The organism is Okeania sp. SIO2C9 (genome assembly GCF_010672455.1).
GTDB lineage: Bacteria > Cyanobacteriota > Cyanobacteriia > Cyanobacteriales > Microcoleaceae > Okeania.
This window is the reverse complement of the sequence record NZ_JAAHGO010000004.1, coordinates 16770-40837: the sequence shown is the minus strand read 5'-3', so window position 1 is coordinate 40837 and position 24068 is coordinate 16770. Positions and strand designations below refer to the sequence as shown.

Genomic DNA, 24068 nt, shown 5'->3' with positions numbered 1-24068 from the left:
CAAGATTATTTCTGAACTTATATTCATCCCACCCCTCAGCAATGCCAAAAATTTTGGTTTTTCATTTATGATTATTTAATCTTGAGCGATCGCTATATAAAAATCCTATAGCTAAAAAAAAATTGGTTAAGACTTATGCGGATGATGAATCTCAGAAATGTTTTTCACTCCTATTCCCTATTGCAGGATGGCAGAAATAACTAACCAGTTACAAAATCCTAAAAGCTTTACCAATCAATATTTTTGACTTTTGACTTCCGCGTAGCGGCACTATTCCCTACTATTGAAACTGACTGAATAACCAAGTATAAATGTCGAGTTGATTTTCTTGACGAGTGCGTTGCAGTGCTTCTTCTAATAAAGAAATTGCTAAACCAGGCAAAACTTGAGACTGGTTAATTCTTTGACTACCGACCTTGGCAATGGCAAAGGCAATAACTTCTAGCTTCTGTACGTCAACTATCCAATATTCAGCTACATTCATTGCTTCATACAGCAAACGTTTTTCCCCTTTATCATCAGCAAGGGAAGTATTGGCAACTTCTATAACTAGATTTGGTGGAGGATAAATATCTAGGTCAATAATAGATGCTTCCCAAGAAACTACATCTGCATTTTCTCTAAAATAATAGGAAGCGTCTGGTTGAGCTGCTCGAAGTCCTGTTTTGCGATAAGTACACTCATTTCTGCCATCTACCTTAATCTTTTTTGCCATTGCAAATAAGTTAACTATGGTAGTAATAAGCATGTGGTCTTTACTGTGCTTGTTTGCTGGTGACATTTCGATTCTGAATTTTCCGTTGTTGTAATAACTTTTGGCTTTTTCGTAACTTGGGTCTTCAATAGTCTGGATATATTCTTGCCAAGTTGCTGTTATCCAAGTGTCTGTGGGTAGTTCGGTTTGGGTTTTGTTCATGGGTTTTGTGGGAAAAGTTGAAAAGGTGTATTTTTTATTATAGTCAGAATTGACGATCGCTCTTTTAAGAAAAATACTTTAGTTTTATTTTTACGATCGCTTGACACTTCTTTCTCGCACTGCTTGACGAATTTCATCCCAGTTTTGTGCAGTCATGGGTTCGGAGGGACTAGACTCTATACCTTGGATTAACTTTGTTTCTAAGGGTTGCTTGGTTTGAGGTTGTTGGTCTTGCTGCACTAGGAGCATAAAATACTCGCTGGCATTTTTATAACTACCAAGTTGTAGTTGTTCTTCGACGTAGACTCGCAGGGAGTCGGGTAGAGAAATTATTATGTTTTCTATACCCTCGAATAATAATGAAGTTAAAGAATATTGTAGTGTTTTTGAGGAAGGTCTTAATCGCAAAGATGTTTTATATCTTCATTTTCAGTGGTTTTGAGATAAGCACTCGCCCAATTACAAGCACGGTTGAGTAGGTCGTCTAAGTCTGCATTTAAAAGTAAGACTCCTGACTGGTTTTGTACAGCGATCGTTTTCCCATTAGGATTAAATTTTTCACCTAAGAATGAATTTGTTGTGTAGAGGTAGGTTTGTTTGACAAAGATGCCATTGAGTAGATGGAGTGTTACTTTACCATCGTCATGTTCGATGGCTAGGATATCACTATTAGCACTGAAACTGATAGTCTCAACCGACTCGTCATCATTCTCAATGAGTGTTTTGATTTTTTTAGTCCTAATATCCCATAGTATAACAGTATCATTACTACTAACTGAAGCAATAATTGTGCCATCAGAGCTAAAAGTTGCCTTTGTTACTATATCTGTATGACCCTCAAAGGTATGGATAAGTTTTCCATCCAAACTCCAAAGCTTTAATGTTTCATCATCACTACCAGAGAGAATATGTTTATCATTAGGGCTGAAAGTTACAGTGTTTACATCATTCTTTTCTTGAATCGTATTGATTAACCTACCATCCCTGTGCCAAATTTTAATAGTATCGTCATAGCTACCAGAGACAATTTTTTTTCCATCATGACTGAAACTGACACTACTCACTTTAGCATTATGACCTTTGAAAGTTCTGATTAACTCACTATCAATATTCCAGAGTTTTAACAGATATTCTTTTTTACCCCAAACAATTATTTGGCGATCATCACTATAGTCTAAAATTGAAGCAAATTGTTCACAAAAATCATACTCTTTAGTACTTTCTAGTTTTTTACCTTTAACTTGCCAAAATATTAGGGTTTTACAATCTTGACCTTCACTAATAGAATAAATAGTATTATTGCTTTCATTAAAACTAACTTTATTTCCCCTAACAGTTTTTAGCTCATTACCCTCTCTATCCCAAAAAATAATTATATTTTCTTCATTAGTAGAGTTGCGATCGTTCTCAATAGAAGCAAATATGTTTCCATCAGGACTAAAAATTATTTCTTTAACATCGTTTTGATTTCTTGAAATAGTCTTTATTTCTTTATTATTTTTACTACTCAAAAGTTTAATAGTATTGTCACTAGCTATAGCAATTATTTTACCATCATAACTAATATCAAAGCTTTCAGCGTAATATCCTGTAATTAAATTTCCATCATAGTTCCAAAGTTTGATAAAATTATCAGTAGTAGAAACAATAAAATTAGTATTTGGATGTAACTGAATATCCTCAATTTCAAAATCATAAATTTTATTTGATGTCATTGGAGTTCCATCACTTTTCCACAACTTAATTATACTTTTTCTAGAATCATAAAAATCTCTGCTAATAGTAATAATAGCCTTACTATCATACTTAAAGTAGAGGCTTATTAAATATTGGCCTGGAGACTTTAATTTACCTATGTAAGTACCATTCCTTTTCCAAAGTTTAGCAAAATGATCGTCACCAATAGAAGCAATAATCTGACTATCTGGGCTAAAAATTATCTTTTTAACTTTTTGATAGTGACCGCCTAAATCTTTAATTAATTTACCGTCAAAATTAAATAATTTAACTTTATTATAGGCTCGAGTAGCAATTAATTGTTTATCTGGACTGAGAATAACGTCTTTAATTATTTCATTACTTTCCTGAAAAGAACTAATTAATTTGCCATTCCTACTAAAAAAAATTACTTCGTCACGAGTTACTAAACTAATAGCCTGACTGTCTGGACTAAAAATAAGTTTTTGCAGTTGTTGATAATTTCCATATAGTTCGGCAATTAGTTTACCTTTATTACTCCAAAGTTTAATTTTATCTTGACTAACAGAAGCAATAATTTTGCTGTCTGGACTCAAATAAATCTCTTCTGCTCCATAATGCTCTAGATGCTTGATAAGTAAACCATCATTATTCCATAATTTAATAAAGTTATCATTACTAATAGCAACAATTGTTTTTCCATCAGGGCTAACGTCGATCTTTTTTACATATCCAGTATTTTCCTGTAGAATTATTTCTCCTTTATCAATATTCCATAATTTAGGAGTGTAACTGTAGTTACTATTGTTAGTAATAAGATTTTGATTTTTAGGACTGAAGCCAAAGGCATTAAAGTCAGGTATTGTTAAAATAAAAGAGCCATTATTCCTCTTGATTTTTAGTTTTTCATCTACTACATCATCAATAACAGTCGCAGTAATTTTCTTGTTAAAGCTAAATAAAATATTTTGGTAATCACTAGACATCAAATCATTATCAAGTGCCCAAAATATGACTTTATTATAATTACTGGCTGAGGTTATAGGCTCATCTATATTGGAACCAATATAACGATCGTCAAAAGCCACATGAAAAACATCTTGTTTATGTTTATCTATAAAAAAACCATAATCTTTGGAATAGTCGTGTTCTTTGTTAACAGTAACCATTAAAAAATTGTCTTTCAAGCTAGCAAAAGGAAAATATCTGTACATTTTGATAACTTCTCCGTCCAAATTATACGCTTTAAAATCACTATTTTTGCTAGACAAAAGAATTACTTTGTTATTTACAAACCTTAAATCAATTGTTCCATAATTATTAATATCCACTTTTTTTCCTCCATCAATAAACCAAAGTTTTATAGTATTGTTTATATCAGCAGAAGCAACAACTTTACCATTAGGACTAAAAGTAACATGAGCAACAGGAGCAGTATGACTATCAAAAGTTTTAACTAAACTACCATCTTTTATATTCCAAATTCGCACTATTTTATCTTGACAAGCTGTAGCTACAAATTGATTATTTAGACTAAAACTAACATCCAAGACATCATCATTATGTTCTAATACTATAGGCTTTCTACTACCATCTATCCACCTAATTATTGCTCGATTATCTTTACTAGCAGAAGCAACTATTTTACCATCAGAGCTAAAGTCAACCTGAGTAATATCATCCTTATGTTCATCAAAGGTTTTTTCCTCTTTACTACCATCAACCCACCAAACTTTTACTGTATTATCTTTACTCCCTGTGGCAATCATTTTTTCATCATTACTAACACTGACATGAGTCACACCATCCTCATGCTTAAATCTATTAAACTCTTTTACTTCCTGAATTGCTGTACTTAATTCTGACAAAACTTCCAGTTTAGTTCCTGGAGTTGCTCCAAAAGATAACAATTTTAATTTCTTTCCTACTTCAATAGCAGATACCAACCTATCTAATTCTTGATTTTGCTTAGAAGCAGTACTTAAACCTAACAAATAAGTGTTAATTCCGAATAAGGTTGCCGTAACAGCAAGTCCTCCAACAGCTAACACCATTCCCCCTAAAGTAATAGCCGCACGACGAGCAGCATTTAATTGTTTTCTCAAAGCATCGTTTAACATTTTTTCTGTCTGTTTCCGCAGCTCTCTTTCCTTCTCCAACTCAGCAGATATCTGAGCTGCTTCTGACATTTCTTTTCTGACAAAATATGCCAAATAATCGTGAATTAATTGATAATTATCTGAAGGAATTGCGGGAATTCTAAAAACTAACCTAGACTTAACTAAAACTGTCAAAATTAATTCCATCCGTTCGGGTTTCTCAGTATATTCCTCCAGCTCCACCCGACTTTTGAGCGGGCGAGTATTATTCTCATCTGTGAGGAAATATAAAACTACTTTTGCTAACCTTTCATTCTCCGGTCCGCAATACTTAATTACCTCTTCTAAATACCGCCCGACGAAAGCTTGTTTCGGACCCTTTTTTTGATATTCTACTAAAGTTGTAATATTCTCATTTTGCAACTGCGACCCCACAATTTGTAACTCAATTGGTCGCACAGTATTCAAATTTCCTGCTAAATCTTTGACTAATTCATCTATTAATTCTGGGGTTAAAGTAAAAGTAGTCTGAGATGTTATTCCTTGAATTACAGACTTAGCATTTTCGATAGAAAAATCACCAATATAATAGATATGTTTTTTGCTGATAATGTCATTATTAATAATATCTAAACTGACCAGACGATTACATTCTAAAAGATAGTTAATGAAATCTTCTCGCAGGGAAATAATTACATTGACAAAAGAAATTTTCAAACATTCTTGGAGAAAATCATAAAATTGTAGTCGTTGATTTATATCCTTATTATTAAAGAAAAATTCCTCAAATTGGTCGAAGATTAAAACAGTGACTTTATTCTGCTTTTCCAGCGCTCTTAAAATTGACAATAAGTCATCATTAGAATTAATAAAACTATCGTAGTTCTTTAATCTATGAGGTACAGTTTTAGATCCCCCCCTACCCCCCTTAAGAAGGGGGGAGTTTTCTAAGGGAGTCTTCAAAGTCTCCTTTTCTAAGGGAGAAGTCTTCAAAGTCCCCCTTTCTAAGGGGGATTTAGGGGGATCGTCAATGTGCCTCATATTTCTAAAAGGAGAGTCTTCAAAGCACTCCATTTCTGAGGGGGAAGTCTTAAAAGTCCGCCTTTCTAAGGGGGATTTAGGGGGATTATATTCCCTATTTTCCAACTCTGAAATAGCCTTTGCCAAACTATCACCAAGATTTTGCCTCCAATCAGTATAAACTTGCTGCAAAACTGGCAAAATATCCCTAGAATCTACAGAGTCTCCTTTCAAAATTGGAATTAATCCAGCTTCCACTAAAGAACTTTTACCAACTCCAGAAGAACCATACAAAATTGTGAATCTATGGTGAGAAACTTTAATCCGATTGACTAAATTTTCTACATCTGGCAACCTACCAGAAGTAGCTATTTCTTGAGTGAGTTTTTTTGATGCTTGAATCGAGGATAAAGCAGGATTAGAACGATGTTTTCTTGGCTGTAATTTCCCGGCTCCAATGAAAGCTTTAATAGCAAATTGAGTCTCAATTTCTTGTTGTTCTAGTTTTTGATTAAATGCTGGTAAATAATCTCCTCTATGGAAATAACAATTTCCCAATTCTTTCAAAATTAACCGATAAAGTTCGGGGTCGTAACTAGGCTTAGTAATACTTTTTGCTGCTTCTAAAGTTGTAACTGCTTTTTCTACTTGGTCAAGATTTTTTTGAGCTTTAGCTAAAGAAAATAAATACCAACCTTTGTGATAGTGGAGTTCCCAATCTAATACTTGGTTATTTTTTTCAGAATCATTGGATATTTCATCAATAGATTCTGCTAGTAAAGATAATGCTTGTTCAGCTAATTCTTGAGTTTCATGCCAAACTTTTCGATTCGACTTAACTTCTGCTAAAAATCCATAAGCTCTTGCCATCCTAAATTTTGTTTGATGACTTTGATGAAGATTTAAAGCTTTTTCAGCAACTTTTTCCAACTCATCCCAATCCAAAAGTCGATGATTAACCTCTGCCAAATAATTAATAAATCTATCTACTAAATCACTTCTTTGAGCAATTTCAAAACAATCTATACATTCCTGAAAATAATCTTTTGCCCGTAGACAACTATGCTGATATTCCTGACGATTTCCTTCAGCATAGTCTCGCCACCATAAACCCAAATAAAATAACAAATATCCTTGTTTTACCAGATTATTATTTTCTTTCCACAACACTAAACTCTGCTCATAATGTTGCCGAGATTCCTCCAAATCATCACCTAATTTTCCCAGAGCAAATTCAAAACTTGCCTCTAATTCCGATTCTATTTTTACCCCACCATTTAATAACTCTTGAAAAGCCGCCTTAAGTTGGATACCAGTGCAACTATCAAAATCATCTTTGCCCAGAAAAATATTCCCAGACTCGAAAGTTTTTTGATAAACATCTTCGCTAGTTGACCGAATAAAATCAACCACATTATTAGTAGAAGCTTCAAAATCAATTGTCACTGCCCAACTATAAAAATCTGGTGCCAAACGAATCATTTCAGCTAACACATTATCCGTCACCCACAGCACCAATGGAAAGTGAAAATTGTCGCTAAATTCTCCCCGAATTTGATTAGCACTAGGCAATAGTCGAGAAATTTCTTTGACAGACTCTAAACCCAATACCATTAAAGCTTGAAATTGTTCATTTCCTATTTGTTTTTCAATAGTAGTATAAAGAGTAATTGCAGATGGTTCTAAATTAAGTTGCTGAATTTTTAGAGAACAGATATTAGCTAATATTTGTATGAGATTATGTTGTAAACTCTTAAAATTACAACGAGCTAAAATCAAAGAAAAATTTTTCCCTTCAGCTTCAAGAGCAAAGGCTAATTCCTGTAAAGAATTTTGATTTTTCTGTGAAAGATTTTCTAGTTTGTTTGGGTTTGTCATAGTGTTATATTGATTATGCTCGTAGTAGGGCTTCAGCCCAGTCAATGCTCGTAGTAGGGCTTCAGCCCAGTCAATGCTCGTAGTAGGGCTTCAGCCCAGTCAATGCTCGTAGTAAGGCTTTAGCCCAGTCAATGCTCGTAGTAGGGCTTTAGCCCAGTCAATGCTCGTAGTGGACTGACACATCTAAAATGGTGCATTAGAATAGCTAGCTAAAAGTTACTATTGCCTAGACTTGCGATCGCTCTTCAACAGGCAGTCAAAAACAAGCGATCTAGAATTTGAGATTGCTTTCTGTCCCGGAATGCTCCGCAAACCCTAAATGACGAAAATACATTGCGGGTGTCTAAGTCCTAATTATTTGGGGCTAAAGCCCTACTACAAACTATATTATTTGGGGCTAAAGCCCTACTACAAACTATATTATTTGGGGCTAAAGCTCTACTACAAACTATATTATTTGGGGCTAAAGCTCTATTACAAACTATATTATTTGGGGCTAAAGCTCTATTACAAACTATATTATTTGGGGCTAAAGCTCTACTACAAACTATATTATTTGGGGCTAAAGCCCTATTACAAACTATTAAATTAAATTTCCCAATTCTGCCAATATTGGGTTCACTTGAAACCAAGACCCCTGACTGTCTCGATATTCATATACTAACCTAGTACCAACCAGAATTTGATATTCCCGATCGCCCTTTACCTCTTGACTTTCTTGTACTTGACGCAACAACTCCCACTCTTGATCGTCCACTCCCAATTTCATTTGATTACCTTTGTCCCGAATAACTCTTTCTAACCATTCACGAGAAAGTGGTAGTTTCCGCTCTTTTGTTATTAAGCTACGCAACAGTTGCAATAATTCGCGAACGTGACCCCCACTAATTTGACAGAGGCGATCGAGTGTTTCTGGCGCATCAAAAACTTCCGAAATTAAACCGAGTCGCTGTTCGGGGTCTAAGTCAGGAAATGCTCTCGCCAAAACCATCTGTCGTAAATTCTTCATTCCCAAAACACATTCATTACCATCTCGCAGTTTCACAGGTACCATCGGCAAAACTTTCGGTTCCACCGCTAGACGACTGGTGAGTCTATTGTAATCATTGGAAAACATTAGAGACAAAGGCATCGTATAAATAAGATGACACTTGAGTAGGCGTAAATTTTCTCCCCTATCTACAAATAAATATTCAGGTTGAGGGCGACGCCCAGATTTAATTACATTTTCTACACGGTCAAGGTTATCAACTATTACTACCAAACCTTTTTTCCCATATTGTTTCAACTTCTCAACGGTAGGTTCAATTAATTCTGTGTTGATAGTTTCCAGAATATTATCTGTTTGCGGTTCCAAATAATCTTTTAATTTCTTGCGCAGTTCAAGACTTTTCTTAGTTTTAGCGGTAATTTTACCAATTCCCAAAGCTAGAGAAACTCCCTCATCATCACTAGCTTTCACTTCCGCAATACCTGGCACACCTGCTTCCATAGAAAACTTACCTTCCGAACTAGCGGAAATTTCACCAACCCCAGGCAGTTTAGCTTCCGCAGACAACTCTATCTCTGTTTGTAAAAGTTTAGTCGCTCCATCAATAATTCTTTGGAAACCTCTTGGTTGGGGCAAAGTTATTTTTTCTAAGCTCCCAATACTTTCTGTAATTCGACGAGCGATCGCTAACATGATATCCCCAATATCAACATCGCCCATTTCTAAATCTTGGGAAGATTCAAAATAAACCACATGAAATTCTGCTTTTTCTAAAGCTGCCTTCAGTCGTAATAATTCTGTAGATTTGCCACAACCGATATGACCTGTAAATAGTTCACAAGTAGGTTCATCTGGAGAAAAGAATGTGATGTTTTCCCGAAGTTCTTCAATAATTTTGCCTCCCCGCACTTCAGAAAAATCTATGTAATACTTTTCGTCTTCTGGGCTATCTGCTTTCAGAACCTGACTGGGGTTTGTCGCTTGAAAAAATTTCTGTAAATCTAGTAATCCCATAATATTTAATGGCCAACTTAAAATAAGGAAGAAGGAAGAAGGAAGGAGGAAGAAGGAAGAAGCTTGCTTTGTCTGAGTTTTGAGCTTTTGATATATCCTAACCTTTACCTTTCCTTTGACTGCTATATCTTATTAGGTTGTCTGAGAAGTCCCTTTTGCTACATCAAAGCCCCCGCGCATCCCCCACCCATTGGGGGACTAGAGTAAGCAAATTCTTGTTCCCCCCAAAATTGGGGGGCTAGGGGGGCAAAATTCAGTATCAAAAAACTTTTCAGATATCCTCTTAATCTATTCTATGTCTATGTACCTGAAGTCGCTAAATTGCATTTTTGAAAGCACCACAAAAAATCAGAACTTTTTCAGGTAGTATTTCATAAAAAATTGTGATACGATATATACATTGGGGGTTGTTCGCCCTTACGCATGACTTTTTATTCAACTAAAATTATAAAATTAATCAACTAAAGCGATCGCAACGTCATCCCATAGCAACAACAACTTTCTAAAATGGGAACAAGCAACGCCTAACACTGCCATGCACCGAAAATGATATTACTTTGGATAATTAACTAGACAAAAAATCAGATAAAATAACAACATTAATACCAGAAAGAGACTCTAAGCGTTTATCGTTAGTTAAAAAAGTTTCACATCCATTTAAAATTGCAGTTGCACCATGAATTGCATCTGGCAATCTTAAATTAATTATGGTTCTTAATCAAGCTGATTCTATGAGAATTTTTCGATTGATTGGTACTACTTCAAGCAATTGCGAATTTTGGATGGCATTTTCATAAATTAAACAAACTTCAGTATTATTCTCAATTAATGGTTTTACTAAAACTTCTGCTAAAGTTAATTCGCTAGTAATGGCTTTGAGATTTCCATTATCAAAAGCCTCAAACAACTCATTTAATAAAGCTTGAAATTCAGCATATCCTTCCACTGCATAAATAAAGATATTAGTATCTAAATAAACTCGTGTTCCTGTAATTGCTTCTAAAATTCCCATTTATCTCATTCTTGATTAATAAAATTATCTACTTCCCCTGGAGTAGCAAAACATCCTTTGCCACTACCGATGATACTTTTTAAAGAGGTTTTTTTGTTTGGTGAAGATTTATATTTCTGGATTTTATTAGCAATATAAGCAATTAATTATAATTGTTTATCTAGATTCATTTCATCTATTTGTTTAATTACATTTTCCACATAAACAATATTTTCATTCATAGTATAACTTCCTTTTTGTCTACTATTTGAGTCAGATACTTACTATTACTATAGCAGATCAAAATCTATATTTTACATACTTGGAATATACTATAATAGTTGCCAAATTTGTTAATTGTAAACCTGACTTAAAAGTTCCCTAATATAAAACTATATCAAAACCATTATGAAATTTATCAATCCCAAGGTCGATTATGCCTTTAAAAAAATCTTTGGCTCCGAACAAAGCAAAGATATCTTAATTAGCTTTCTCAACGCCATAATTTATGGAGGCAAAAAAGTCATTCAATCTCTCACAATTCTTAATCCCTTTAATCCCGGTCAATTGAGTAGGGGCGATTCGCGAATTGCCCCTACCTTGAATATAAAAGCAGTTTTAGTAGACGGCTCAATTGTAGTTATTGAAATGCAAGTCGCTAGAATGGCTGGTTTCAATAAACGAGTAGTTTACAATCTGGCTAAAGCTTATGCCAATCAGTTAGAAACAGGAGAGGATTATCTCTTACTAAACCCAGCCATAGCCGTGACAATTACAGATTTTATTTTGTTTGAAAAAAATGATAATTTTATCAATAAGTTTGTGTTTAAGGAGGAGACTAAAAATTTTGAATGTCTCGACAAACAATTGCGATTAATTTTCCTAGAATTGCCGAAATTTAAGAAGGCTTTATTCTGAGTTAAATACTTTGACTGATAAATGGATTTATTTTCTGAAAGAGGCTAACAGATTGGATAGTATTCCAGAAAATTCAGGGGAACTTTCGGAAATAGAAAAGGCTTTAAATATTGCTAATAGAATTAATATGACGGTAGAAGAATTAGATATAGTTGAGCGTCGAGCAATAGCAATGCAAGATGAGAGAGGAAGGATAATTTATGCGGAAGAAAAAGGAGAAGAAAAAGGAAGACTGAATCAAGCGATCGCTCTGGTTATGCGCTTACTGAAAAAGCGCTTTGGAGAAATTCCAGAGACAATAAGTAGTCAGATTGAAGATTTACTTTTGTCTGATTTGGAAATGTTAACGGAGGATATTTTGGATTTTAATAGTTTGGAGGATTTAGAAAGTTGGTTGCAGGAACGTTAGTTTTATGAATCAAAGAGAAAGATAATTAATATGATTTTTATCAAACGGTTATAATAAAAAAATAGTACTTTGTTGGTTGGGTTGAGGAACCCCTAAACCTAACAGTAATTTGTTAAATCTCAATGTATATTAGTGTTGTTGGGTTAAGCAGTAGCGCAACCCAAGCTAAAGTATATTTGGCGACTATAAATTAGATAAAATAAGAACATTAATACCAGAAAGAGACTCTAAGCGTTTATCGTTAGTTAAAAAAGTTTCACATCCATTTAAAATTGCAGTTGCACCATGAATTGCATCTGGCAATCTTAAATTAATTATGGTTCTTAATCAAGCTGATTCTATGAGAATTTTTCGATTGATTGGTACTACTTCAAGCAATTGCGAATTTTGGATGGCATTTTCATAAATTAAACAAACTTCAGTATTATTCTCAATTAATGGTTTTACTAAAACTTCTGCTAAAGTTAATTCGCTAGTAATGGCTTTGAGATTTCCATTATCAAAAGCCTCAAACAACTCATTTAATAAAGCTTGAAATTCAGCATATCCTTCCACTGCATAAATAAAGATATTAGTATCTAAATAAACTCGTGTTCCTGTAATTGCTTCTAAAATTCCCATTTATCTCGCTCTTGATTAATAAAATGATCTGCTTCCTCTGGAGTAGCAAAACATCCTTTGCCACTACCGATGATACTTGTTAAAGAGGTTTTTTTGTTTGATGAAGATTTATATTTATGAATTTTATTAGCAATATAAGCAATTAATTATAATTGTTGATCTAGATTCATTTCATCTATTTGTTTAATTACATTTTCCATATAAACAATATTTTCGTTCATAGTATAACTTCCTTTTTGTCTACTATTTGAGTCAGATACTTACTATTACTATAGCAGATAGAAAGGGTGCGTCTCAATTTTGAATCAGGCCAAAAATTTATCGCTTTTAGGCAACAGCTCATCTGGCAACAGGTAACAGAGAATATATAGGAAAAAAGTATTTTTGTACATAAGAGATGCACCCTTCTTAATCGAATATATTAGAATCTGTTTCATTCAAATAAAAGAGGGGATTTTAAGGAAGTCAGAAGTCAGAAGTCAGAAGCGAGTGTGTAATTCTGAGGTCTCCTCAGAATGCAAGACACACTCAAGACAGTCAGAAGTTATTTTTGTAACGGGGATTTGAGCAACTCTCCAAAAATATTTCGCCAATCAAGGCGGGGTTTTAGAACCATATTATTTTGATAAAAAATAGGAAGGGAAAAAGCCACCTTGACCTGAATTTTTGAATCCCCTTTTTATAGTGCTATTTTTGATAATTGAGATACAGCGAATTCCACCTTAGTTAGATACACCCCTCGCGGGCAAGATGCCCGCACTTGCATTCATTTAATTATTAATATTTGTACTTCATATACTTGGAATATTCTGTAAATCCTAACTACTTTATATTAATCGTCATAACTGTTAGAAAAACTCATAATTTTTCCATCCAATTAATACACTTTTGTAACTGTTGTTCCATAGTTTTTGGATCGGTATAATATCGATGACCATGACCAGGTAATATCCATTCAAAACTATAAGGTATGAGTTTACTTATAGATTTAATTTGTTCTGACCAAGAATACCCACAATAACGACGAAAAGCATAAAGTTGATTTAACTGACTAGACCAAGCTAGATGGTCGCCTGTAAATAAAAATTTTCCATATAGTAAGACTGTATGACCTTTACTGTGACCAGGTACAGGAATAATTAATAAATCTGGAGTTAGGGAAAATGGTTCTGTGCCAGTTAATTTGATTTCTACATCATTAGTATCTGAAGAAATATCATCTACATGAAGGATGCGATCGCAGTTAAAATGTTCTCTAAATTTTTGATGGTCTGCTACATCATCTTGATGGGTTAAATACATATATTTAATTCCTCCCATTTCTTCTAAACGCTTCACTAATGGAGGTGAAAATTGGGGTGAGTCAACTAAAATGTTTCCCTCTGGTCTGACAATAAAATAACTAGCTGCACCAAAAGATTTTTCTGAATGATATCCACAATGATAAACATTATCTGCTACTAAAATTGGCAAGGTTTGTTGAATTTTTTTGATGTCTTTTGGTGTTTCAATAGTGCCGATAGAATTTGTTGGGCAAGATAGTAAAGCTTGCATTGCTTCTTGTCTTTCTTTATCGTTTTTTGGTTGATGATAAACTGCTGACTTATCTCCACTTCGATGAAAAATTGTAGGTGACATCCAGCGACAAGTATCACAGTCTATACAGGTACTATCAACATATATATCGCCATTAATATTTTCAGTACGTCGTAATTTAATTTTAGCCATTTTTACCTATTCAAAAAAGTTTATTATGAATTATGATTAATTTTGTAAGCATTTAGCTATTAGCGGTCAGCGGTCAGCTTTTTATTTTTGCTTAACCTGTTAATAATAATACCATTTATCAAAAACTTTTCTACACTTTTTTAAGTAGGTGATTCATTAATGGATAATGGATAATGGATAGTTACTTCTCCCTAAAAGGAAGAGGATTGACTAAAAGGAAAAAAATTATTTTTTTCCCCTTTCAAGGGGAGGCTTTATAAACATATTTCTTAACATAAAACGTAGACATTAGATGGAAGTTATGTGTTAGTCATTCAATAGTTATTCGGGGAGAGTAAACGTATTTAATTAGAGGCTTTTTCCCCCATCTCCCCATCTCCCCATCCCCCCATCTACAGGGTTTCAGGAGTTCCTTATCAGGCATAGCTTTAAAGGGGAAGCTTTAAAGCTGAATTATTTAATTATTTAATTATTAATTATTAATTATTCGGTAAGGGAGTGGGGGAGTGGGGGAGAGACAAACATCAGAATAATTATAATTAACTTGCTAATAATTAGGAAATAAGTTATTAAACCTGTATTAATTACTTGATAACTGAAGTTTCAGCCAAGTATAGCATTACCGAAATATTGTGGTTTAAAGCCTCCCCTTGATCGGGGATAATAAATAAAAATTTTCATGATTAGTTAATCCTCTCCTTGAAAAGAAGAGGTAATTCTAAATTCGCGCATTCTAAATTCTTGAATTTTGGGTATTGGTATAATCCCTCTGACAAAGATAATTATATTCTGTCTGTTGGAATACCCACAAGAAAAAATTTAGGAATTAGGGAGTAGGGAACAAGGGGAAAGAGCGAAAAATATTCTCACTTCAACAGCTATATAATTTTTATTATGAATTGATATTAGTTTATGGCTGATAGCTGATAGATGATAGTTTTTCCTGAATTATGACTTGATTTTAACATTTTCCGACAGGAATTCAGATGTGAGAATTGAAATGTTCCTTCTAAGTAGAGAATATAGTAGTTATCATGTTTATATATATTCATTTTTTTCTTTTTTTCTGTTCCCTTATCCCAGCTCCGGTGCTCCCTAAAATTCTCCAATATTTCACAAGTTAAATCATATTGCTATCAAAATTTTAACATTTTCCGACAGGAATTCAGATGTGAGAATTGAAATGTTCCTTCTAAGTAGATAATCTATCCCAGTTATCATGTTCATATATATTCATTTTTTGGCGTTGCACAGTAACGAATGATTTTAGATTTTTGATGAACAGGATTTTGGATTAATCAATAGCTATAATTATTAATATTCGGTTTTTTTTACTCAAGGTCTAAACTAATTTTTGGCAATATCATTCCATAATATGCAACCCCCATTTTTTCTTTTTTTCTGTTCCCTTCTCCCAGCTCCGGTGCTCCCTAAAATTCTCCAATATTTCACAAGTTAAATCATATTGCTATCAAAATTTTAACATTTTCCGACAGGAATTCAAATGTGAGAATTGAAATATTCCTTCAAAGTAGAGAATATAGTAGTTATCATGTTTATATATATTCATTTTTTTCTTTTTTTCTGTTCCCTTCTCCCTTCTCCCAGCTCCGGTGCTCCCTAAAATTCTCCAATATTTCACAACTTAAATCATATTGCTATAAAAATAATGGATCATGGATAATGGATAATTGATAATTGATAATTACCTCTCCCTAAAAACGGATAGGATTGAATAAAAGGAAAATTTTTTCTTGTTTCTCCTTTAAAGGAGAGGATTTTTACCTTAATTATTCGGTAAAATCAAAAAAAATATATTTATATAGATGGTTTATGCTGGACATAAATAAAACTTTGGCTCAAGAATTAAATATCAATTCTAAAAGTATTAAAAATGCTTTGGAGCTTTTAAATGGAGGAGCGACTATTCCCTTTGTTGCTCGCTATCGGAAAGAATATACAAATTCTTTGGATGAAACTCAACTACGAAATATTTGGGATAGATTTATTTATCTTGAGGAACTTGAAGAAAGAAAAAAGGTGATTCTCAAAGCAATTAATGAAGCTGGCAAACTTACCGATGAACTAGAGGAAAAAATTGAGTTATGTCTGCAAAAAACAGAACTTGAAGACCTATATCTTCCCTATAAACCAAAACGACGGACGAGGGCGACTATTGCTAAGGAAAAAGGTTTAGAATCTTTGGCAGAATTTATTAAGTCTCTGAATAATTCTCAAGCAAAATTTACATCTATTGAGCAAGAAGCTGTTAAGTATATTGATGAAGAAAAAGGAGTAAAAAATATAGAAGAGGCAATTCAAGGAGCATCTGATATTTTGGCAGAGTCAGTGGCAGAAAAAGCTGAATTACGCTCTTATATCAGAGAATATTTTCTCAAATCTGGTTGTTTTAGTTCCAAAATTAAAGATGATTATCCAGAAGGTACTACTAAGTTTGAAATGTACCGAAATTTTCGGGTAAATGTTAAAGATATTGCTCCTCATAATATGTTGGCTTTGTTACGAGCAGAAAGTGAAGGGGTTTTAAATCTAGAACTTGATTTTGACCGAGATTTTGTACTGTCTTATTTAGCAGATTCAGAAATTAAAACTAGAGTTAAAGAAGTCAGAAATTTTTATCAGGAAATGCTCAAAGATGCGTTGAATCGTTTGATGAAAAATTCTTTGATTAATGAAGTTCGAGGGCAAAAGAAAGCTGAGGCAGATATTGAGTCAATTAAAACTTTTGAAACTAATCTCAAAGAGTTATTATTATCTCCACCAGCAGGAATGAAACCTACTTTAGGAATTGACCCGGGATTTAGAACAGGTTGCAAAGTTGTTGTGTTAGATGAAACAGGGAAATTCTTAAAATATCAAGCAATATTTCCCCATAAATCTGCGGCGGAAAAACAACAAGCTGCTACAACTATTAAGCAATTAATTCAAAAGTACAAAATTGAACTTATTGCTATTGGTAATGGTACGGCAGGAAGAGAAACAGATGAATTTATGACTGAAGTAATTTCTACTTTAGATAAAAAACCAATAAAAGTCATAGTGAATGAATCTGGTGCTTCAATTTATTCCGCTTCTAAAGTAGCAATAGAAGAATTTCCCGACTTAGATATTACAGTGCGGGGAGCTATTAGTATTGGTAGACGTTTACAAGACCCTTTAGCAGAACTGGTAAAAATCGACCCGAAGTCTATAGGAGTCGGTCAATATCAACATGATGTAGACCAAAAATTGTTGAAAAAAAAGTTAGATGAGACAGTAGAAAGTTGTGTAAATTATGTGGGAGTAGATTTGAATACTGCTTCAAAAGAACTACTAATTTTTGTTTCTGGTATGAGTTCGACAGTCGCTAAAAATTTAGTTAAATATCGGAATGAAAATGGAGCTTTTAAGAATCGTCAAGAAATTTTGAAAGTATCAAAATTGGGAGGGAAAACTTTTGAACTTTGTGCTGGTTTTTTAAGAATTCGCAGCGGTGAAAATCCTTTAGATAATACCGCAGTACATCCAGAAAGTTATTCAGTTGTAGAAAATATAGCTCAAGATTTAGCTGTATCGATAAATCAGATTAATCAAATCTCAAATCAAGTAAAATCTCTGGATTTAAAAAAGTATGTAACTGATAAAATTGGCGAACCAACACTCAAAGATATTATCAGTGAATTGGAAAAACCAGGACGCGACCCTAGAGCAGAATTTAAGTATGCAACTTTTCGAGAAGACATTAAAGAAATTAAAGATTTAAAAGTAGGAATGGAGTTGGAAGGAATAGTAACTAATGTGGCAAATTTTGGTGCTTTTGTTGATGTGGGAGTACATCAAGATGGGTTAGTACATATCTCTCAATTAGCAGATTATTTTGTTAAAGATCCAAAGCAAATTGTGAAAGTTGGGCAAGTAGTAAAAGTAAGAGTTTTGGAAATAAATGAAAAGTTAAAACGAATTGGTTTATCTATGCGAAAGTAATATCATGTCCGGTTGAATACTTATAAATAAATGATAGAGGAGTCAGGAGTTAGCAGTCAGGAGTTAGGAGTCAGGAGTTAGGAGGAAAGAAAGAAGAAGAAAGAGGAATAGAAGAAGAAAGTTTTTTGGTCGCGGAGCGCGGAACGGAGTTCTATCGCGCTCTTATCCGGACATGAGATCAGATCAAATCTGTTTAATATTGTGGGAGCATCTTGCTCCCATATTATTGCTCCTGTACTCTCTAGACCAGGATGCTCGCACTAGCAATAAAGAGACTATTCCTGATGTCAAGTCTCCTTATTGCTAGTGCAGGATGGTGGAAATAACTGGTGGCAAAATCCTAAAACAATTACAAATCAAAAATGATTGACTCTCATATAAAATCCGGTTATACAGTAATCGCATTCAATAATCCTCAACTAAAATATGTTAAGCATAAATACGAATTTAAAAATTTATGCATTTTCATTTCCTTTCTTACTCCTAACTCATTACTCATTACTCATTACTCATTACTCATTACTCCTAACTCATTACTTATTACTCCTAACTCATTACTCATTACTCATTACTCATTACTTATTACTCCTAACTCATTACTCATTACTCATTACTCATTACTTATTACTCCTAACTCATTACTCATTACTCATTACTCATTACTCATTACTCCTAACTCATTACTCCTAACTCATTACTTATTACTCATTACTCATTACTCATTACTCCTAACTCATTACTTATTACTCATTACTCATTACTCATTACTCCTAACTCATTACTCCTAACTCATTACTCCTAACTCATTACTCATTACTCCTAACTCATTACTTATTACTCATTACTCATTACTCATTACTCCTAACTCATTACTTATTACTCATTACTCATTACTCATTACTCCTAACTCATTACTCATTACTCATTACTCATTACTCCTAACTCATTACTTATTACTCATTACTCATTACTCATTACTCCTAACTCATTACTCCTAACTCATTACTCCTAACTCATTACTTATTACTCATTACTCATTACTCATTACTCCTAACTCATTACTCCTAACTCATTACTCATTACTCATTACTCATTACTCCTAACTCATTACTCCTAACTCATTACTCCTAACTCATTACTTATTACTCATTACTCATTACTCATTACTCCTAACTCATTACTCCTAACTCATTACTCCTAACTCATTACTCCTAACTCATTACTCCTAACTCATTACTCATTACTCATTACTCCTAACTCATTACTCATTACTCCTAACTCATTACTCATTACTCCTAACTCATTACTCCTAACTCATTACTCATTACTCATTACTCCTAACTCATTACTCATTACTCATTACTCATTACTCATTACTCCTAACTCATTACTCATTACTCCTAACTCATTACTCATTACTCCTAACTCATTACTCATTACTCCTAACTCATTACTCATTACTCATTACTCCTAACTCATTACTCCTAACTCATTACTCCTAACTCCTAACTCATTACTCATTACTCATTACTCATTACTCATTACTCATTACTCCTAACTTATTACTCATTACTCATTACTCATTACTCATTACTCCTAACTCATTACTCCTAACTCATTACTCATTACTCATTACTCCTAACTTATTACTCATTACTCATTACTCATTACTCATTACTCCTAACTCATTACTCATTACTCATTACTCCTAACTCATTACTCATTACTCATTACTCCTAACTCATTACTCCTTACTCATTACTCATTACTCATTACTCATTACTCATTACTCATTACTCATTACTTATTACTCATTACTCATTACTCCTAACTCATTACTCATTACTCCTAACTCATTACTCATTACTCCTTACTCCTCAGTAATACGATAACTAATTACCCGGATTCTATATCAGATGTGCGTCTTACATTCTGAGGAAACCTCACCAATTAGCACTCGCTTTTAAATGCATGACTTTTAACTTTCGGGTAGCGACACTAGACCAGGATGCTCACACTAAAAAAATAATTGATCAAACAGGATTGGGTCGCGCAACCCAACCTTTTAAGGCGATCGGGTTTTTGGAGCTTTTCTCAAATCCCCTACTTCCCCTCCACGGTCAGGGTTAGCGGTGGGTTAACTGCTGAGTTCTAACTTCTGAGTTCTGACTTCGTTAAGGGTGGTGGTGCATTGTAATTATTTTTGTTACCAGACACGATAGTGGAAGCATCTTGCTCCCGTACTCTTGTTCAATAATAAAAAATAAAATCAATTATCACACAGAAGTTACTAATTATTTCCCCCTACTCCCTACCCCCTATATGTTGTCAGTTTATTAATTTATGTAAAAAAACAGAATATTTGTATACCGCAATACTTCAAAAAACATCTACTTATATCTATCTTCTTAATAAAGAAATTATAAATAGGTGAGCATAAATAAAGGCAATATTAAGGAGGGGGTTTTTAGAACTCGTAAGCGCTGAAGTCAACGCTTGCGGTTAAACTCCCCCCTACAATTTTTTTTACGTTTAATTAGACCTACCTACTTATGCAGATTTTATGATTCGTTAGAATATAAAAAATATAGTATCCCCCGATTAATTGAAATTCAGTAATTATGTATAAAATTATAGATATAGCAGTCGAAGAAAAAGTTAGAAAATATCAAAAGCTTCAAACTCAGACAAAGTAAGATTTTTCCTTCTTCTTTCTTCCTTCTTTCTTCTTCCTTCTGCTATAAAAAACTTAAAGATAGACTTGTGAATTCGACAAAAAATTATTTATATGGCGTTTTGATATGGGGTGTGGAGACCAAGTGCTATGAAAAAGGTATGGAGGGAATAGTAAAGGAGGGAAAACAGCATTAAATAGCAGCAAACACAAGAATATAAGGTAATAGAACTGCGCAGTTTTTTTATAATAAAAAAACTCAATCTATATTTATATCTCAAATAAACACACTATAGATAATAAATAGACTTCTTGCAAAAGTTTTAATTAAATTAATTCAAGATATGAAATTATTTATTCCCTATTCCCTATTCCCTATTCCCTGACTTTTGGAAGAAGTCTAATGTGAGAAATAAAAATTAAATCAATAAAATCAAATGATTACAAAATTAACTGATGAATTTATACCAGTCTATGGACCAGTAAAATCATGGCGATATGGTCGCTCTCTAGGAATAGACCCCATAGGCAAAATTTCTACCTGTTCCTTCAATTGTGTTTACTGTCAATTAGGAGAAATCGAACAAAAAATAAGCGATCGCTCAGTCTATGTCTCTACCACAGAAATATTATTAAATCTGCAAAAATTTGCGCCGTGGGATGTAGATATTATCACCCTGAGTGGCAGTGGAGAACCAACATTAGCTCTGAATTTAAAAGAGATTCTGCAAGAAACAAAAAAATTAACAAACAAACCCATATTAGTATTAACAAATGGCACAACTTTAACTAATCCAGAAGTCAAATTAGCCTTAACTTTAGCAGATCGAGTATCAATCAAAATAGATGCAGTAACCCTCAAACAACTACAAGGAATTAATCGACCCGCAGAAATCTTAAATCTGTCAGATATCTGGCAAAACATCAAAGATTTTAAAGATAAATATCAAGGCAAATTAGCAATCCAAACAATGATTTTATCTCCATGGAATACTCAAAACAAAGTAGAATATATTAACTTGGTAAAATCTCTCAAACCAGATGAAATTCAACTTAACACCCCCACTAGACCTAAACCTATCAAACGTCAATTAGATGGCAGAGGAAATCATACAGAATATCATCCTTATGCAGTACAAAAATTAAAATGTATTAGCCCAGAAAATTTACAAAATTTTGCAGAAGAAATTTACAGAAATACTAACATTCCTGTTCGTTATAAACAGAAATAAAATCCTGGTTGCTTGATGATAAAAAAAATAAGGTAAGCATTTCCTGCGGAATGCTGCGCAAACAGCTTTTTAATGAATTAAGCAAGCACTTGCTTAACTTCTACTACATTTTTCAACAAAGAATTGAAGCACAATAGCAACGAGCTTACAGCGGTTTTCTTATGGATAGACCACAGTAGGGGCGAATGGCCATTCGCCCCTACAGGATTTTTGCTTGTGAAGATGTGGTTCATCAAGAGCGAAAAGCGCTGTAAATTGTCCACTAAAAGTAATAAAACTGATAGCTGATAGCTGACCGCTGAATGCTTACAAAACAAGTAAATAGAAATATGAGTAACTTAACAGCCAAATTATCAACAACAACACCAGTAAAAATTCCATCAGGATATCTCAATATTATGGGTTATATTGATGAATCTGAAGTAAACGGACCTGGTTGTCGTGCTGTAGTATGGGTACAAGGTTGTAAACGTGGGTGTGGTGGATGTTTTAATCCTGATTCTTGGTCTTTTGATATTCACCAATTAATCAGTGTTGAAGAACTAGCAAATAAAATATTAAATAATCCTCGAAATACAGGAGTTACCTTTTCTGGAGGGGAGCCATTTTTACAAGCATCAGCACTGACAGAATTAGCAAAAATCTTAAAATCTAATGGTTTAAATATAATGTCTTTTAGTGGGTTTACCCTCAGAGAATTGCAATCCAAAAATGCGCCAGAAGGAGCTGAAAAATTATTATCTCAGTTAGATATTTTAATTGACGGACCATTTATAGAAACCTTAGCTATTCACTCTCCTAATTCCTTAGTTTCTTCTAGTAATCAAAGAGTGAGAGTATTTAACCCAGCATTAAAAAATCAATTAAATTGGGCAAGCGATCGCCTAGAAATTCATGTGCTTAAAGATGGCAGTCGGATATTTACTGGTTATTGGGGACAGTTAGGTTTAGGAGAGAATTAAAAAAAACGTTGAGATAAAAAAAATAGCAATCCTCAGTAGATATAAAAACTTAGCCATTGTGCAATAAACTTACTCAATGGTAAAGTTTCAAACCTGAAATTGGATTGCTATATTTTTCAGTCAAATTGATAATAATTACTTTGCCATCTAAGTGTAGCAAAACTAATTATTTCTTTTTCTTGATGTTACGAGCCATGCTTGTGAAATCTATTTCAGAATTAGAATTACTAATACTACGAGGCTTTACAGTAGTAGGAGTAAATGTAGAAGATTGTGTTGAACTAGAAGAAGTAGATGTGCTAGAAGCATAGGAAGCAGTTTTAGCTTCTCCTACAGTTTCTTTCACTTGCATAGAAGAAGCAGCCTTTTCTGTCTCTCCTTCTATCAAGTTAATCTTACCTGCTGCTTTGGGATAGCTCCTCTTAACTGCAATAGATTTCCGCATAAAGTTTACATCACCAAGACTACTTGCACTATCTGCATCTAGAAAAAAAGCTTCCTTTGGTTGGTTATCGTCCTTCTTACCGCCAAATAGTCCAAACAATGCTCCGATAAATCCACTCATTTGTTTTTATCCTTATGTATTATGTTGATATTGTTATGTTATTTAACACTTTATCATAATTTATCACAAAATTTCACAAAATTTCTCATAATTTTTTTGAACGGCCAAAAGGAGTCAGGAGTCAGGAGTCAGGAGTCAGGAGCGAGGTGGGGAGTGTGGGGAGTGTGGGAAGCACAGGATCTCAAAAAAATATAGGGTTGTAAATATTCTCGCTACGACAAAGAATTAGCCCTGGGGAGTAGGGGAGAAGTAAACATCAGAATAATTAACAATAACTAGGGTGCTAGTTATCAAAAAAGTTATTCAGAATAATTGAAGTGTCACCTAAGTTAAGCATTCTTTTTTCACGCTTGGTCTAATAGACATCT

At 33.6% G+C, this 24068-nt stretch carries 15 protein-coding genes; 5 read left to right on the top strand and 10 right to left on the bottom strand.

Annotated elements, in window-relative coordinates:
• Window positions 1-280: 280 nt before the first annotated feature.
• The 6 genes from F6K23_RS04385 to F6K23_RS04365 form a co-directional block, all read right to left on the bottom strand.
• Window positions 281-916 (bottom strand): Uma2 family endonuclease, encoded by a 636-nt coding sequence (locus tag F6K23_RS04385; RefSeq protein WP_293151111.1) that lies wholly within the window; start codon window positions 914-916, stop codon window positions 281-283.
• 90 nt (window positions 917-1006) lie between these two features.
• On the bottom strand, window positions 1007-1324 hold the full coding sequence (locus tag F6K23_RS04380) for a type II toxin-antitoxin system ParD family antitoxin (RefSeq protein WP_293151108.1): 318 nt from the start codon (window positions 1322-1324) through the stop codon (window positions 1007-1009).
• The gene (locus tag F6K23_RS04375) at window positions 1315-7611 is read right to left on the bottom strand and encodes a hypothetical protein (RefSeq protein ID WP_293151105.1); all 6297 of its coding nucleotides are present in this window, start codon (window positions 7609-7611) and stop codon (window positions 1315-1317) included. The genes F6K23_RS04380 and F6K23_RS04375 overlap by 10 nt, the downstream gene beginning before the upstream one ends.
• 583 nt (window positions 7612-8194) lie before the next feature.
• Entirely contained in the window at window positions 8195-9616 is a 1422-nt protein-coding gene (locus tag F6K23_RS04370; protein ID WP_293151102.1) for a P-loop NTPase fold protein, read from the bottom strand.
• A gap of 565 nt (window positions 9617-10181) precedes the next feature.
• Complete coding sequence (locus tag F6K23_RS41455; RefSeq protein WP_367267617.1) at window positions 10182-10310, bottom strand: type II toxin-antitoxin system VapC family toxin; 129 nt, start codon at window positions 10308-10310, stop codon at window positions 10182-10184.
• 24 nt (window positions 10311-10334) lie between these two features.
• On the bottom strand, window positions 10335-10628 hold the full coding sequence (locus F6K23_RS04365) for a hypothetical protein (RefSeq protein ID WP_293151099.1): 294 nt from the start codon (window positions 10626-10628) through the stop codon (window positions 10335-10337).
• A gap of 387 nt (window positions 10629-11015) precedes the next feature.
• Between F6K23_RS04365 and F6K23_RS41450 the strand changes: the two genes are divergently transcribed.
• Window positions 11016-11525, top strand: coding sequence for an Rpn family recombination-promoting nuclease/putative transposase (locus F6K23_RS41450; protein ID WP_367267616.1), 510 nt, complete (start codon window positions 11016-11018; stop codon window positions 11523-11525).
• A 10-nt stretch (window positions 11526-11535) separates the two neighbouring features.
• Window positions 11536-11934 carry a DUF4351 domain-containing protein gene (locus F6K23_RS41445; protein ID WP_367267615.1) on the top strand — a complete coding sequence of 133 codons (399 nt, stop codon included), beginning with the start codon at window positions 11536-11538 and terminating at the stop codon, window positions 11932-11934.
• A 183-nt stretch (window positions 11935-12117) separates the two neighbouring features.
• Here F6K23_RS41445 and F6K23_RS41440 read toward each other — a convergent pair whose 3' ends face one another.
• From F6K23_RS41440 to F6K23_RS04350, 3 genes are all read right to left on the bottom strand, one after another.
• Complete coding sequence (locus F6K23_RS41440; RefSeq protein WP_367267614.1) at window positions 12118-12237, bottom strand: hypothetical protein; 120 nt, start codon at window positions 12235-12237, stop codon at window positions 12118-12120.
• A 24-nt stretch (window positions 12238-12261) separates the two neighbouring features.
• The gene (locus F6K23_RS04355) at window positions 12262-12555 is read right to left on the bottom strand and encodes a hypothetical protein (protein ID WP_293151099.1); all 294 of its coding nucleotides are present in this window, start codon (window positions 12553-12555) and stop codon (window positions 12262-12264) included.
• A gap of 858 nt (window positions 12556-13413) precedes the next feature.
• Window positions 13414-14283, bottom strand: a complete 870-nt coding sequence (locus F6K23_RS04350) for an MBL fold metallo-hydrolase (protein WP_293151096.1) — start codon at window positions 14281-14283, stop codon at window positions 13414-13416.
• Between the two features lie 1833 nt (window positions 14284-16116).
• On the opposite strand from F6K23_RS04350, the gene F6K23_RS04345 reads away from it, so the two are divergent.
• From F6K23_RS04345 to F6K23_RS04335, 3 genes are all read left to right on the top strand, one after another.
• Window positions 16117-18267, top strand: a complete 2151-nt coding sequence (locus F6K23_RS04345; RefSeq protein WP_293151094.1) for a Tex family protein — start codon at window positions 16117-16119, stop codon at window positions 18265-18267.
• Between the two features lie 3111 nt (window positions 18268-21378).
• A complete protein-coding gene (locus F6K23_RS04340; RefSeq protein ID WP_293151091.1) occupies window positions 21379-22173 on the top strand; it encodes a radical SAM protein in 795 nt (264 codons plus the stop codon).
• A 329-nt stretch (window positions 22174-22502) separates the two neighbouring features.
• Window positions 22503-23135: a 4Fe-4S single cluster domain-containing protein gene (locus F6K23_RS04335; RefSeq protein WP_293151088.1), complete on the top strand. Its 633-nt coding sequence runs from the start codon at window positions 22503-22505 to the stop codon at window positions 23133-23135.
• Window positions 23136-23301: 166 nt separating this feature from the next.
• On the opposite strand, the gene F6K23_RS04330 is transcribed toward F6K23_RS04335, so the two are convergent.
• Window positions 23302-23700, bottom strand: a complete 399-nt coding sequence (locus F6K23_RS04330) for a hypothetical protein (protein WP_293151085.1) — start codon at window positions 23698-23700, stop codon at window positions 23302-23304.
• Window positions 23701-24068: the final 368 nt, after the last annotated feature.

Excerpts from the sequence above, each read along its gene's own strand:
- F6K23_RS04370 (WP_293151102.1), bottom strand. The coding sequence starts at position 9,616 with ATGGGATTACTAGATTTACAGAAATTTTTTCAAGCGACAAACCCCAGT.
- F6K23_RS04375 (WP_293151105.1), bottom strand. The coding sequence starts at position 7,611 with ATGACAAACCCAAACAAACTAGAAAATCTTTCACAGAAAAATCAAAAT.
- F6K23_RS41450 (WP_367267616.1), top strand. The coding sequence starts at position 11,016 with ATGAAATTTATCAATCCCAAGGTCGATTATGCCTTTAAAAAAATCTTT.
- F6K23_RS04340 (WP_293151091.1), top strand. The coding sequence starts at position 21,379 with ATGATTACAAAATTAACTGATGAATTTATACCAGTCTATGGACCAGTA.
- F6K23_RS04350 (WP_293151096.1), bottom strand. The coding sequence starts at position 14,283 with ATGGCTAAAATTAAATTACGACGTACTGAAAATATTAATGGCGATATA.
- F6K23_RS04345 (WP_293151094.1), top strand. The coding sequence starts at position 16,117 with ATGCTGGACATAAATAAAACTTTGGCTCAAGAATTAAATATCAATTCT.
- F6K23_RS04330 (WP_293151085.1), bottom strand. The coding sequence starts at position 23,700 with ATGAGTGGATTTATCGGAGCATTGTTTGGACTATTTGGCGGTAAGAAG.
- F6K23_RS04365 (WP_293151099.1), bottom strand. The coding sequence starts at position 10,628 with ATGGGAATTTTAGAAGCAATTACAGGAACACGAGTTTATTTAGATACT.
- F6K23_RS04385 (WP_293151111.1), bottom strand. The coding sequence starts at position 916 with ATGAACAAAACCCAAACCGAACTACCCACAGACACTTGGATAACAGCA.
- F6K23_RS04355 (WP_293151099.1), bottom strand. The coding sequence starts at position 12,555 with ATGGGAATTTTAGAAGCAATTACAGGAACACGAGTTTATTTAGATACT.
- F6K23_RS04335 (WP_293151088.1), top strand. The coding sequence starts at position 22,503 with ATGAGTAACTTAACAGCCAAATTATCAACAACAACACCAGTAAAAATT.